Genomic DNA, 12,023 nt, shown 5'->3' with positions numbered 1-12,023 from the left:
TTCAGGCGCGCAGGCGCTTTCTCAACGCCCGTGCGGCTCGGCGCAGGGCTTGTTCAAGCTTCAGATCCGTCTTACACATCGACCGCTTCAAGCCATCGGCAAAAAGCATCGTGCCGGTTTCCAGCCGGCCTCGCCACAAGGGCTCGATCATCGAATGCCCGGGAATGGCCAGGGAATCCGCTCCCCTGAAGCCAGGAATGGCGAGATTGATCTTCAAGGCTTGCAGCGCGATCTGGGCTCCGGGAGAATAGCGGGCAAAGTCCTCGTCAAAGGCGATCTTCCAGGAATAAACCTTGCCGGACTGCTGAAACAGCACCAGGGCGGCAACCAGTGTCTGTCCCGACCAGAGCTGATCGATCCGCACCTCGTTTCGACTTGCCAGATTGGCGACGGCCGTGCGGGCAAAGTCCGTCGTCCTGGACTGACTGCCCAGCGCGGTTCCGGACCGGCCCTTCCAGCCGGAGGCCTCGAGCTCCAGAAAGGCTTCGAACCCGGCAATGGCATCAGATCCGGACAGACTGCGGAAGGTGGTCTTGCCATGATCACCGAGCCGGCGCATCAGCCGGCGCATTTCCTTGCGCCTCTTGCCGCTGTCGGCCTCGGCAAGTTGTGACTTGCCTGTGGCTCCGGCGCCGTGGCTCGCCCGGAAGGACTTCGCCAGAACCGACTTCTTTCCCGCGCCCACCGCCCTCAAGCGCGTTGCCGACTGGGAATGAAGCGGCAGATAAGGGATGGCGAGCGCATTCCCGGGCTCTCTGGCGGCATTGATGAATGCGGCGATTGCCTCGGCACTTGCGTCCGGGTGGATCAGCGGTGTTCCGAGCGGCGCGTATTCACTTGCCCAGGTGGTGTTGACCGCAACGACCAATCCAAAGGAACGTCGACCGACGGGGGCCGCCACCAGCCAGCGGCCACCCGGCTGCTCCCGGACCACGACAAGTCGTACCGCCTGTTTGCTCATCTTTTCCAGAAACGGACGAAGGAAATCCGGGCCAAAGAAAGGGTTCGGACTGAGGGCAGCCGCACAAAGCGTCTGCCAGTCCTCAAGCGGTATGGCGGCGCTCAACGGATCGAGGGACAAGACCTCGAGCTGCATGGAAGAGAGCGTATCATTGGTCAACCGGACGGTTCCTGGCGAAAAGCAAGGGCAAAACGAACGTCGTGATATTGAGCTTCCGTTTTGCCACAACCGCAAGGGCAGTGGCCTCAAAAAAGATCGCAAGACTTGTGGCAATGGCCGCTCCGGCAAGGCCGAGCAGCGGGATCAGAACAAGATTGAGGACGACATTGAGAACAAACGTCCCGGCATAAATGCCGGCGCAGGTGTTCTGGTGCCCTGTCATCGTCAGGAGGGCGTCGGCCGGACCGACGGATGCGCGTGCAAGCACGCCGATCATCAGGAGGGCGATCAGCTCGTAGCCGCTTTCAAAGTCGCTGCCGAAAAGAGCAAGCAGAAGCGGCGCGATCAGAAGCAGCCCAACGCCCGCGGCCACAGACGGCCAGAAGGTCCAGAGAGTTGCCTGCCGCATGTAACCGGCGAGCCCCGAAAGATCCTGATTGTGGGTGTAGCTGGAGAAGCGATGCGCCGAGGCGGCCCTTACGGCGAAATAGACAAAATGCACCAGCGCCAGGGTTCTGGATGCAGCGAAATAGACCGCAACCTCGTCCGGATCCTGAAAGAAACTCACCATGATCACGTCAGCACTGGTGATCAGCTGCAGAAAACCGTCGACCATCAGCATCGGCATGGACACCGCCAGCCAGGATCTGAACTCGACCTTGTACGGCCCCTTCGGAACGCTTGGGCCCAGCCGCCTGCGAAGATGCAGGAACTGGTAAAGCGCGACCAGCGCCGTTGCCACGACGGCTACGATGGCAGCTGTCAGCGCATCCGGCTGAAACCCGGCCAGAACGGCACCGACCAGCAGGAACAGGATCGCCAGCGGCCGCCAGATATAGGTTGGCAGCATTGCCAGCGACGACCAGTCGTAGCTGCGCGCGATACCGTCCTGCACCAGTCCGAAGGCAAAGAAGGGCAGCGCCAGCAGGACGACCGACAAGGGCTGGAAATAGGACGTATCAATAAGCGGGCGGAACAGGGCGAGACAGCCGATGCCGATGACCGCCGCAGCTCCCCCGAGAAAAAACGCCATTTGCCGGCTCGTTCGCAAGAACCCGCGCAGGCGCGCCATATCCCGGTTCTGCAGATATTGCGGGATGAACCTGCTGGCAGAGGTGGAAAAGCCGCCGCAGGCCATGACACCCAGAACGATAACGAAAGTCCAGGCAACCGAATAAAGGCCATAGTCATGCGCCCCCAACAGGCGCGCGAGCACGATTTGCGACAGATAGGCGAGCGCTGCACCGGCGATCCGCACCGCAAAGGTCGAAACCGCCATCCGGCCCGCAGCGTGCCGTTCGCTTCCACTTCCCTTCAGGAACTCCAGGATCTGATCAGCACCTTTCCCCAATCCCAGAGGCGAGGCGATGCCTTGCAAACGCTTGGTCCAGGAGTTGGCGGAAAAACGCACGTAGGGGTCCCTTATGAGTACTCTTCCGTATTTGTGACATGAGTGACTTAATATTCTATGGCGATCAGTCAAACGCAGCCAGCAACGTTTCACAGATGTGTGAGGACGATGGAAAGTTGGTCGAGACGTTGATTTTACCTTCTATCCTGCCAATTCCGTTCTCAGCGTTCGACATCCATGAAGACAGCTTCCCTGCTTGACATCGGCACCGGGAATCATGCTAATGAGAACAAATAGAGAACGAGATTCGATTCGACCCTGTCGACCACCCTCGGCTGAACCTGCCGCGGGCTTTCCCGATCTCCTTGTTGCGGATGTTGAGGGCTGCCTCCCCTTCTATCTGCAAATTGGTCCGGTCCCTGCTCCCGCCGCCAATCGCAGGGACCGGACGATTTTTTTCAAAGTCAAAAATGAAGACAGCCAGCCGACCTATTCCGGCACGGCCTCCACATAATACCAGCGACCGCTTTTCTTGCGGAAACGGCTCAGTTCGCGGTGCACGTGAAGCTTGCCGGCGGACAGGTATTTTGCCTCAAAAAGAACGGTGCCGTCCCTGTCGGCAGGCCCGCCCTTGTCGGTGGCCAACACACTGAGGCCCGTCCAGTGGCTTTCCGCCGCCCAGCGCGCGGTACCTTGCGCATCGAAACTCGGCTGATATTTCGGCCAGAGTGTTTCCTTCAGATACGGAATGAGTTGCCGGACGTAAGCACTGTAACGCGAACGCATCAAGGCCTCTGCGGTTTCGGGCAGGGCCTTTCCGGCAAGATAAGGTTCACAGCACAGATCGAATCCCTTGCCACTGCCACAGGGGCATTCCTCTCCGCTCATTCGCCTCTCCCCGTCTTTGGTCGGCCTATTCCTGCATCAGCGCTCTCTACCACTTGGCCCGATGCGCGGCTATGGTTTCAGGTACGCTTTCCAGCTTCGGGCCTGCTGAATGAGACTTGCCACTTTCAACATGGAATCCTTTGGTGCGGACCGGCATGATCCGGACGCACTGACACCCCGGCTGGACGCGCTTCGGCCAAAGATTCTGGAGCTTGAGGCCGACATTCTTTGTCTGCAGGAAGTCAACGCGCAGAAACGGAAAGGTGTCTCAGCACGGCAGTTCCAGGCGCTGGAACTTCTTCTGGAGGGAACGCCGTACGAGAAATTTCACCTGGCAACCAGCGAACGACCTTCCGGAAAGGGTCCGGGCGACCGCCATAATCTGGTGGTTCTGTCTCGCTTTCCGATAACCAGGTGCTTAAGCCTCTACCAGGCACATGCCCACCCGCCACACTGGCAGCCTAAAACCGCTGTACCGGCCTATCACAGCCCGCAGACGATCCTGTTCGACCGGCCCGTTCTGCAGGTGGAAATCGACATCGGCACCGGCCGCCCCCTGCACGTCTTCTGCGTTCATCTGCGGGCGCCTATCGCCGCAATGATTCGCGGCGGCAAGGCAGAGGACCGGACGTGGACATCCGTTTCCGCTTGGGCGGAAGGGTATCAGCTATCAGTGTTGAAACAGACCGCCCAGGCACTCGAACTGCGCCTTGCCGTGGAGGACCTTTTCGATGCAAGCGAGGATAGCCAGATCGTCCTGGCGGGAGATTTCAACGCGACCGGGGAAACCGGAACCTTGAGGCTGCTGCGCGCGGACCCGGACGACACCTGCTCGCCGCAACTTGACGCGCGCCGCCTCTACCAGCTTGACGCTTCATTGCCGCCGGAAAAGCGCCAGACCGTCATTCACAAGGGCAAGGGACAGGCTCTGGACCACATTCTGGCCAGCGCATCCGTCGCCCACCGGACGGTTGACTTCAAGGTGTTCAATGTCGGTCTGCCGGATGAAGTCTTCGACGCGGATGAAGACGCCTATGCCGGATCCTTCCACGCCGCGATGCTGGCCGAGTTCGAGTTTTAAGGCACATGTGGCAAATCTTGCGACGCCCCTAGACCAAGACCTGACCAGGCACGCGTGCAGCGAAGAACCTCAGGGTGCCAGGGATTCGATGTAGCTGGCGAGATTGGCGATTTCGATGTTGCCGAGGGTCATGTTCGGCATTTGCGGATGGGGATCGGCAAGGAAGGTCGCAAGTTTTTCTTCCGTCCAGCCGGGATCCTTCGCAATGTCGTAAAAGCTTGGCAGCGACGCACTGGAGGCGCGATCCTGGTCTTCAGACACGAGGTGGCAGGCAGAGCACCATTGCAGCGCCAGCGCTTTGCCGGCAGCAGCATCGCCCGCCTCGGCAGCGCTCGCACCGGAGAGGGCGGCGACAGCAATCAGGGTGGCCCCACCCAGGAATGATCGCACACCCGAATGGAGACGCGGTTTCGAAACGGCAATAGCCCTGCTCATGAATCCTCCTTCAACCAGTCGCGTTCTGGCCCTCGTGCAGCTTGTCCCTTCAAGACTGCAGCCTATCTGATCATCTAGCCTTGCGCTGAATCAAGAACGACTTAAAGTTGTCGGACAGAGCGCCACGCCCGTTGCGCGTCCTGCCCACCACTTGCCAACTCCCGCCATCCAGGCGACCGGAGAGACACATGAAACATCTTCTCAAATCCAGCTTTGCCGCGGTCTCCCTGGCGACCGCCCTTGTTGTCGGCATCGCGGCACCTCTCTCGGCGCAGGATTCGCCGATCTATTCTCTGAAGGACCGCTTCCAGCCGGAAACGGCGCAGAACGGCATGGTTGCCAGCCAGGAAGCCGTTGCAAGCCGCGTCGGTGTCGACATCCTGAAGAAAGGAGGCAACGCAGTCGATGCCGCCATTGCCACCGGCTTCGCGCTTGCCGTCACGCTGCCGCGCGCCGGCAATCTGGGGGGCGGTGGTTTCATGATGATCCACCTGGCGGACAGCGGCGACACCAAGGCGCTCGACTATCGGGAAATGGCACCTGCCGCAGCCTTCAAGGACATGTTCCTGGGAGAAGACGGCGAACCCGATAACCAGAAATCCCGCTTTTCCGGTCTTGCTGTCGGTGTGCCAGGCACGGTCGCCGGCTTTGCCGAGGCCTTTGAAAAACACGGCAGCGGCAAGCTGACCTGGGCAGAGCTGGTCGCACCTGCCATTGGCCTTGCGGAAAACGGCATCGAAGTGACACCGGATCTCGCGGCATCGCTGACCGCATCCGCAAAACGCCTTCTTCAGGACCCGGCCACCGCCGCGATCTTCTACAAGACCGGCGGCCTGCCGTTCGTACCGGGCGAGACACTCAAGCAGACGGATCTTGCCGCAACACTGAAACTGATCGCCGACAAGGGCCCAGCCGGGTTCTACACCGGTGAAGTTGCCGAAAAGATCGCACAGAAGGTAACTGCCTCCGGAGGCGGCATGACCAAGGAAGACCTGGCCGGATACAAACCGGTCTGGCGAGACCCCGTCGTGGGCAGCTACCACGGCTATGAAATCGCATCGATGCCCCCTCCGTCTTCCGGCGGCGTGCACATCGTGCAGATCCTCAACATGCTGCAGGGCTATCCACTTGCCGAATATGGTCCGAATTCCGCCGACAGCATCCACGTGATGGCAGAAACCATGCGGCGCGCCTACGCGGACCGCTCCAAGTATCTGGGCGACCCGGATTTTGTCGATGTTCCGGTAAAGGGTTTGACCGATCCGGCTTATGCCGCTGAACTGGTGAAATCCATCAAGATGGATGTGGCAACACCTTCCGAAGAGGTGAAGCCCGGCGATCCTTTCCCCTATGAAAGCAACCAGACCACGCATTATTCCGTTGTCGACAAGGACGGCAATGCGGTTTCCAACACCTACACGCTGAACTTCTCCTACGGCGTTGGCCTGACAGCCGACGGCACAGGTGTCTTGCTCAACAATGAACTGGACGACTTTTCCGCAAAGCCCGGCGTACCCAACGCCTATGGCCTCATCGGCGGAACGGCCAACGCGGTTGAGGGCGGCAAGCGGCCACTTTCGTCCATGAGCCCGACGTTGGTGTTCAAGGACGGCAAGCTGTTCCTCGCCACTGGTTCGCCCGGCGGCAGCCGTATCATCACCACCACGCTGCAGATCATTCTCAACGTCGTCGATCACGGCATGAACATCGCCGAGGCGACGGCTGCTCCGCGCATCCACAATCAGTGGCTGCCGGATGAAATCCGCATCGAGGAAGGTCTTTCTCCGGACACGGTCCGCTTGCTGGAAGCCCGGGGGCACAAGGTGGAAGTCAAGAACGCCATGGGGTCGACCCAGTCGATCATGCTCGTTGACGGTATTCTGGCGGGGGCTTCCGACCCGCGCCGCCCCGGCGCGCTTTCCGCCGGCTACTGAGGCACCAACAGCCTACGCATTACCCCGGGCGCGCTTCGAGCGCCCGGATTTTTTTGGCTCTCTGGTCGAGAGTTATTTTCTCGACCCTGTTTCTGTCGCCATTGCAACCAGCTGCGCAAAGCGCCGATCGAGGGCAACACGCTCATCTACCGGCATATCCGGCCAGACAATCTGGCTGCCGACAAAAGCCGCGTATTCGATTTTGGCAACATCTGCTGCAAGCGCAGGCTCCATCCCTTCGGCTTCGTAGAGCTGCGCAACGAACTCGGTTCGCAAATCATCGACGTCCCGGACGATCTCCTGCGCCCGAAGGTCCGATTGCGCGAATTGGCGCACAGCCTGCTCCAGCCGGTGGTCCAGGCGATTGGCAAGATCCGAGAGCTTCTGCGCCCTCAGGTCGCCTTTTTCGGCCATCGTCTGTTCGGCAATGTCGAGCGTGTGCCGCTGTTTCCAGGCAAGCATCAGGGCTTCGACGAATGCCCCGTGATCCTGAAAATGGTGATAGAACGAGCCACGCGTGCGGTCTGCTGCGGTGCAGAGAGCCTCGACGGTCAGTCCCGCCGGCCCATCCTTTGCAAGCTGCGTCAGACCGAGATCAAGCCAGTCCGATTTTCCGAAACGCTTCCTCAGGTCAACTCACTCCGCCCAGAATACCAAGACCACCCAGCAGGACAATCGGCAGAAACAGCCAGCCCTGCGGCATCTGGCTGTATTTCTGCTTCTTCAGCGGTGGCACCGCAAGGCCCAGCAGACAGAAAGAAGCTGTCAACACGGTCGCCACCAAGCCAAGATCGAGGCTTTCAGCCCGCACACCCGCGACGGCAAACATGACGGCAATCATTGCCAGAACGATTGTCACGATATGCCAGCAGTAATAGGCGACATATTTCGGCACCGGGTGCAGATCCGACGCTTTCAGCAGCGGCACGGCAATCGCCCGTCCCCCTGCGAATGTATGCAGCAGGCAGACGGCAGCCGAAAGACCCGCGGCTGCGAGCAATAGACCATTCATTTCACTACTCCTCCAAAACAAACCATAACATATGGTATGTTTTCATGAGCTGGCCTGACTGGAAATGCGGCGGTGGGTCACAGCCCCCAGCCATCTCGTTCCGATCGGCCCCTTCTTCGCCTTGGCAGTGTCCGCCCTTGAGGCCTCGCCCTGAACGACGGACTTCTGTCGACGACGTTAAGCGTATCAGCCGGGAAGCAACCGGCGAGAACTGTGATCGAATATTACAGCCCCTCCGATTGACAGCACAAAACCTCGGTGCTAGCGCTATCCAAAGCGCTTTGGAGGCACTTTTCAAAAGAAAGCGCTTTCTATGCTTAGCTCGCCAACAATTCTGCCAACATCTGAAGAACGGGAGAGGCTGAAATGCCGATCAGAGCCGTGGTCTGGGGCGAAAACGTCCATGAACAGCACAACAAGATCGTCGCGGGTGTCTATCCGGACGGCATGCACCAGTGCATTGCCGATACGCTGAACACCGATCCCGATATCACCGCCACCACCGCCACCTTGCAGGAACCCGAACACGGCTTGACGAAGGAACGCCTTGCCGAAACGGATGTGCTGTTGTGGTGGGGTCACGCTGCCCATGGCGACGTTTCCGACGAAGTGGTGGAACGCGTCTGCGACGCCGTCTGGTCCGGCATGGGCATGGTGTTTCTGCATTCGGCCCATTTCGCCAAGCCGTTCAAACGCCTGATGGGCAGCCCGTGCAATCTCACCTGGCGCGAGGCCGGGGAGCGCGAGCGCCTGTGGGTGACCAGCCGCAACCATCCGATCACCACCGGTCTTCCCGACAGCTTCGAGCTGGAGATGGAAGAAATGTACGGTGAGCCCTTCGGTGTGCCGGAACCGCTGGAGACGGTCTTCATCAGCTGGTTCCAGGGCGGCGAGGTTTTCCGCTCGGGCCTCACCTACAAGCGCGGCGCGGGCAACGTCTTCTACTTCCGCCCGGGGCACGAAACCTATCCGACCTATCACAACACCCATGTACAGACGGTGCTGAAGAACGGCGTCAAATGGGCGTTCAACCCGATGGCCCGGATCGCCGATCCGAACATTGCGCCCAATGTTCCGGTGGAAGCGGCTCCCGAAAAGATCGAGGAACGCGGCCCGAAGCTGCACGCCGACGGCGAAGAAGGTTTCCGCTGATCCACTTTCCCTTCCGGACCGGCAGACTTTCGCCGGTCCGTCCTGCTCTCAAACGCTGAGGAAGATCCCCGTGACCTCTGCTGCACACCCTCTCCGGATCCTGATAGTCGGCACCGGCAACATGGCGCGTACCCACGCGGATGCCTTTTCAAGGATCGACGGCGTTGAAATCGTCGGCGGCGTCGACCAGCGCCCGGACGTGCTCACCCAGTTCTGCGACATCTTCGCCATTCCGAACCGCTTCGCAACGCTGGAAGAGGCAATTGCCTGGGGCGAATTTGACGCTGCGGCCAACGTGACGCCGGACGCGGCGCACCATCCGACCACGATGGCCCTGATGACCGCGGGCAAGCACGTCCTGTGTGAAAAGCCGCTGGCGACCAACGCTGCCGACGCCCGGGAGATGGCGGATCTCGCCCGCGCGAAGAAGCTGATCGGCATGGTCAACCTGAGCTATCGCAATGTTGCCGTGCTGCAAAAGGCCGCCGAACTGGTTGCGGGTGGTGCCATCGGTGCGCTTCGTCACTTCGAGGCTTCCTACCTGCAGAGCTGGCTGACGCAGCCGGCGTGGGGGGACTGGAAGACCGAGAGCCAATGGCTCTGGCGCCTGTCGACCGCGCACGGTTCCAAGGGCGTTCTCGGCGATGTCGGCATCCATATCCTCGACTTCGTCATCTTCGCCGCCGGCAGCCCGGTGAGCGAACTTTCCTGCCGGCTGAAGACCTTCGACAAGGCAGAGGGCGGCAGGATTGGCGAATACACGCTCAACGCCAACGACAGCGCCACCCTGCAGGCCGAGCTTGAAAACGGCGCGCTCGGCACGATCAGCGCCACCAGGTTTGCCTCCGGCCACCTGAACGACCTGCGCCTGCGCCTTTATGGCGACAAGGGCGGCCTGGAAGTGCGTTTCGAGAAGGGCATCGAAGGCCTGCGCATCTGCCAGGGCGAAGATCTTTCTTCTGCGACCTGGACTGACATCGAAGTTGGCTCTGTTCCGACAGTCTACCAGCGGTTTGCCGCCGCTATTCTGACCGGGGCTCCGGCCGACCCGGATTTCGACCACGGCGCCCGGCTTCAGGTCGCCCTCGACCTTGCCGAACGCTCCCACACGGAGAACGGCTGTTTTCTGAAAGTCTGAGGCTGACGTCATGAGAAATGTGAGCGGAGCCGCTCAATAAAGACCCGCTCACACACCTCCCTCTCCAACGTCATCCCGGACGCAGCGAAGCGAAGATCCGGGATCGGAGAGCGCCAAATAGGCAGCATCAAGAAACAGGAGAGGCTCTTTCCTCCCCGGTCCCGGCTCGCGCTACGCTTGGCCGGGACGACGATGGAGAGACTGGAGAAGGACGACAGGCTGGTCGGAGGTATCAACCTATCCAAGCCCAACCTTCTCGGCTTGCATGGAGCCTGACCTGTCTGCCGGCTCAACCTTCCCGCAACGCCTTGAGATAACGCCTGCGGTTGGCCTCTGGCGTGACGGCGTCAGCCGGTGCAACCGGAACAAGGGCTGCAAATCCGTTGACGCCGATCAGCATCAGCCAGGTCACGATCACGAAGGTCGAGGTGAGCACCGGCATGCCGATCGGCTCCAGAAAGATCGCGACGGACGCCCAGAGCCAGGTCGACACAACAACGCCAAACAGCGTGTAGAGGACAGACGCAGGCGTCAGCACCAGGAAGAAGCCCCCGAGCGCGATCGCCGTCAGGGCCGCGTTATACCCGAACAGGCCGTCACTGATCGCCCCTTCCGGCGCGCCGTAAACAACGGCGACAAAGGCTGCCACATTGGCCCCGAGCAGAGCCATGATCGCACTGACCCGTGAATTCACCGCAATGCCGAGCACGATCAGGTAACCGCTGATCCAGTTGTCCTGAAAGAAGATCTGGCCGATGGCGTTGCCGATACCCTTGTACCAGGTCGCGAGAGTGTACTGGACCGTGCCGTCATACTGGGTGGGCGAGACAGGCTTGGCGAGCGGGCCGGCATCGATGCTGTGGAACTTCAGGACGGCAAACAGGAACAGCCAGCCGACCAGCACGAACGGCATTGTCAGCGGCGCGACCCTATGCGGGCCAAGCAGGTTTGCAAGACTGGTGAAGACCATGGCCGTCATGGCGGAACCGAACGCGATATAGACCGTCAGATAAACGGACGGAACAGCGCCGTAGTGAAAATCCTCGCTTGTAAACGCAATCAGCGCCAGCGCGACAAGCGCTCCGTTGAAGCCGAACAGCCCGTCGCGGATCAGCCCCTTGTCCGCCTGCAGCAGAACCGCCGTCGCGGTGGAGATGACCACTCCGAAAACGGCAATGGCGCCATAGATCGGCGAATTGAAGAAAAGCGCGCCCAGGATGATCAGACCCGAGACCGGATTGTTCTGAAACACGACCTGCCCGATGCCACGCAGGCACCAGTCGACAAAACCGAAAACCGGATGTTCCTTCAATGCGTTCAATGCCTTCCCCCCGACTGCAAGCGGCACGCGGGCACGGTAACACGGCCCGGCAGAAGGCGCGGAACTATTGACCGCGGTGCGATCATTTTTTTGAAACGCGACCAGACGTGCCGGACAGCCGGTTCCGGGCGTGTCTCTTTGGGCCCGAAAAGCTTCGGGTGTGCCAGGCAGGATCTGGATGGATCGACACAGGATGCCAAGCGCTGGCAGGCACTGGAACTGCAGCGGAACCGAATGGTTCCACTGCAGCCAAGTTGGGTACTTGAGGCAAAGCAAAAGACGGAGACAACCGGTATCCGGCTTCTCCGCATAATGCTCGCTGACATTACTCCCTGGCCCCTGCAACTTCGTTCAGGTTGGGAGCCGGGTTTGTATCAATGTTTAGACGAACCTTGAAATACTGCCGATAGCGCGCGGCAAGCCGCCAATCCCGGAGCAAAAACAAAAAAACCAGCATTCTTTCGAATGCTGGTTTTCTGGACCCTTCGGTCGAATTGGAGCGGGCGATGGGATTCGAACCCACGACCCCAACCTTGGCAAGGTTGTGCTCTACCCCTGAGCTACGCCCGCATAGCGTCCCTGGTCCGTGGC

11 protein-coding genes and 1 tRNA gene are annotated in these 12,023 nt (G+C 60.3%); 4 read left to right on the top strand and 8 right to left on the bottom strand.

What is annotated here, in order from left to right; all coding sequences use genetic code 11:
* Position 1: 1 nt before the first annotated feature.
* The 3 genes from B0E33_RS13955 to B0E33_RS13945 form a co-directional block, all read right to left on the bottom strand.
* Entirely contained in the window at positions 2-1,120 is a 1,119-nt protein-coding gene (locus B0E33_RS13955) for a GNAT family N-acetyltransferase (protein WP_156912404.1), read from the bottom strand.
* Entirely contained in the window at positions 1,110-2,531 is a 1,422-nt protein-coding gene (locus tag B0E33_RS13950; RefSeq protein WP_208997818.1) for a lipopolysaccharide biosynthesis protein, read from the bottom strand. Before B0E33_RS13950 ends, B0E33_RS13955 begins: the two co-directional genes overlap by 11 nt.
* A 429-nt stretch (positions 2,532-2,960) precedes the next feature.
* Positions 2,961-3,359 carry a YchJ family protein gene (locus B0E33_RS13945; RefSeq protein WP_077291522.1) on the bottom strand — a complete coding sequence of 133 codons (399 nt, stop codon included), beginning with the start codon at positions 3,357-3,359 and terminating at the stop codon, positions 2,961-2,963.
* A gap of 109 nt (positions 3,360-3,468) precedes the next feature.
* On the opposite strand from B0E33_RS13945, the gene B0E33_RS13940 reads away from it, so the two are divergent.
* On the top strand, positions 3,469-4,440 hold the full coding sequence (locus tag B0E33_RS13940) for an endonuclease/exonuclease/phosphatase family protein (protein WP_077291521.1): 972 nt from the start codon (positions 3,469-3,471) through the stop codon (positions 4,438-4,440).
* A 69-nt stretch (positions 4,441-4,509) separates the two neighbouring features.
* Here B0E33_RS13940 and B0E33_RS13935 read toward each other — a convergent pair whose 3' ends face one another.
* Entirely contained in the window at positions 4,510-4,875 is a 366-nt protein-coding gene (locus B0E33_RS13935; protein WP_228148098.1) for a c-type cytochrome, read from the bottom strand.
* A 188-nt stretch (positions 4,876-5,063) separates the two neighbouring features.
* Here B0E33_RS13935 and ggt point away from each other — a divergent pair, with 188 nt between their 5' ends.
* On the top strand, positions 5,064-6,809 hold the full coding sequence (gene ggt, locus B0E33_RS13930; protein ID WP_077291520.1) for a gamma-glutamyltransferase: 1,746 nt from the start codon (positions 5,064-5,066) through the stop codon (positions 6,807-6,809).
* A 72-nt stretch (positions 6,810-6,881) separates the two neighbouring features.
* Here ggt and B0E33_RS13925 read toward each other — a convergent pair whose 3' ends face one another.
* Together B0E33_RS13925 and B0E33_RS13920 are read right to left on the bottom strand one after the other, a co-directional pair.
* A complete protein-coding gene (locus tag B0E33_RS13925; protein ID WP_228148097.1) occupies positions 6,882-7,271 on the bottom strand; it encodes a hypothetical protein in 390 nt (129 codons plus the stop codon).
* A 169-nt stretch (positions 7,272-7,440) separates the two neighbouring features.
* On the bottom strand, positions 7,441-7,821 hold the full coding sequence (locus B0E33_RS13920) for a hypothetical protein (protein ID WP_077291518.1): 381 nt from the start codon (positions 7,819-7,821) through the stop codon (positions 7,441-7,443).
* A gap of 366 nt (positions 7,822-8,187) precedes the next feature.
* Between B0E33_RS13920 and B0E33_RS13915 the strand changes: the two genes are divergently transcribed.
* Positions 8,188-8,973: a ThuA domain-containing protein gene (locus tag B0E33_RS13915; protein WP_077291517.1), complete on the top strand. Its 786-nt coding sequence runs from the start codon at positions 8,188-8,190 to the stop codon at positions 8,971-8,973.
* Between the two features lie 121 nt (positions 8,974-9,094).
* Positions 9,095-10,111 carry a Gfo/Idh/MocA family protein gene (locus B0E33_RS13910; protein ID WP_265733573.1) on the top strand — a complete coding sequence of 339 codons (1,017 nt, stop codon included), beginning with the start codon at positions 9,095-9,097 and terminating at the stop codon, positions 10,109-10,111.
* Positions 10,112-10,400: 289 nt separating this feature from the next.
* Here B0E33_RS13910 and B0E33_RS13905 read toward each other — a convergent pair whose 3' ends face one another.
* Complete coding sequence (locus tag B0E33_RS13905) at positions 10,401-11,432, bottom strand: urea transporter (RefSeq protein ID WP_077293311.1); 1,032 nt, start codon at positions 11,430-11,432, stop codon at positions 10,401-10,403.
* 495 nt (positions 11,433-11,927) lie between these two features.
* A tRNA-Gly gene (locus B0E33_RS13895) sits at positions 11,928-12,002 on the bottom strand.
* Positions 12,003-12,023 lie beyond the last annotated feature (21 nt).

The sequence above is a fragment of the Roseibium algicola genome (assembly GCF_001999245.1).
In the GTDB taxonomy this organism is placed as follows: Bacteria; Pseudomonadota; Alphaproteobacteria; order Rhizobiales; family Stappiaceae; genus Roseibium; species Roseibium algicola.
Note: the sequence above shows the minus strand (reverse complement) of the source record. Positions and strands in the feature narration are given on the sequence as shown.

What these genes read in the sequence shown, in the direction of transcription:
- B0E33_RS13945 (WP_077291522.1), bottom strand. Translation starts at nt 3,359, where the DNA reads ATGAGCGGAGAGGAATGCCCCTGTGGCAGTGGCAAGGGATTCGATCTG.
- B0E33_RS13940 (WP_077291521.1), top strand. Translation starts at nt 3,469, where the DNA reads ATGAGACTTGCCACTTTCAACATGGAATCCTTTGGTGCGGACCGGCAT.
- B0E33_RS13935 (WP_228148098.1), bottom strand. Translation starts at nt 4,875, where the DNA reads ATGAGCAGGGCTATTGCCGTTTCGAAACCGCGTCTCCATTCGGGTGTG.
- ggt (WP_077291520.1), top strand. Translation starts at nt 5,064, where the DNA reads ATGAAACATCTTCTCAAATCCAGCTTTGCCGCGGTCTCCCTGGCGACC.
- B0E33_RS13925 (WP_228148097.1), bottom strand. Translation starts at nt 7,271, where the DNA reads ATGCTTGCCTGGAAACAGCGGCACACGCTCGACATTGCCGAACAGACG.
- B0E33_RS13920 (WP_077291518.1), bottom strand. Translation starts at nt 7,821, where the DNA reads ATGAATGGTCTATTGCTCGCAGCCGCGGGTCTTTCGGCTGCCGTCTGC.
- B0E33_RS13915 (WP_077291517.1), top strand. Translation starts at nt 8,188, where the DNA reads ATGCCGATCAGAGCCGTGGTCTGGGGCGAAAACGTCCATGAACAGCAC.
- B0E33_RS13910 (WP_265733573.1), top strand. Translation starts at nt 9,095, where the DNA reads ATGGCGCGTACCCACGCGGATGCCTTTTCAAGGATCGACGGCGTTGAA.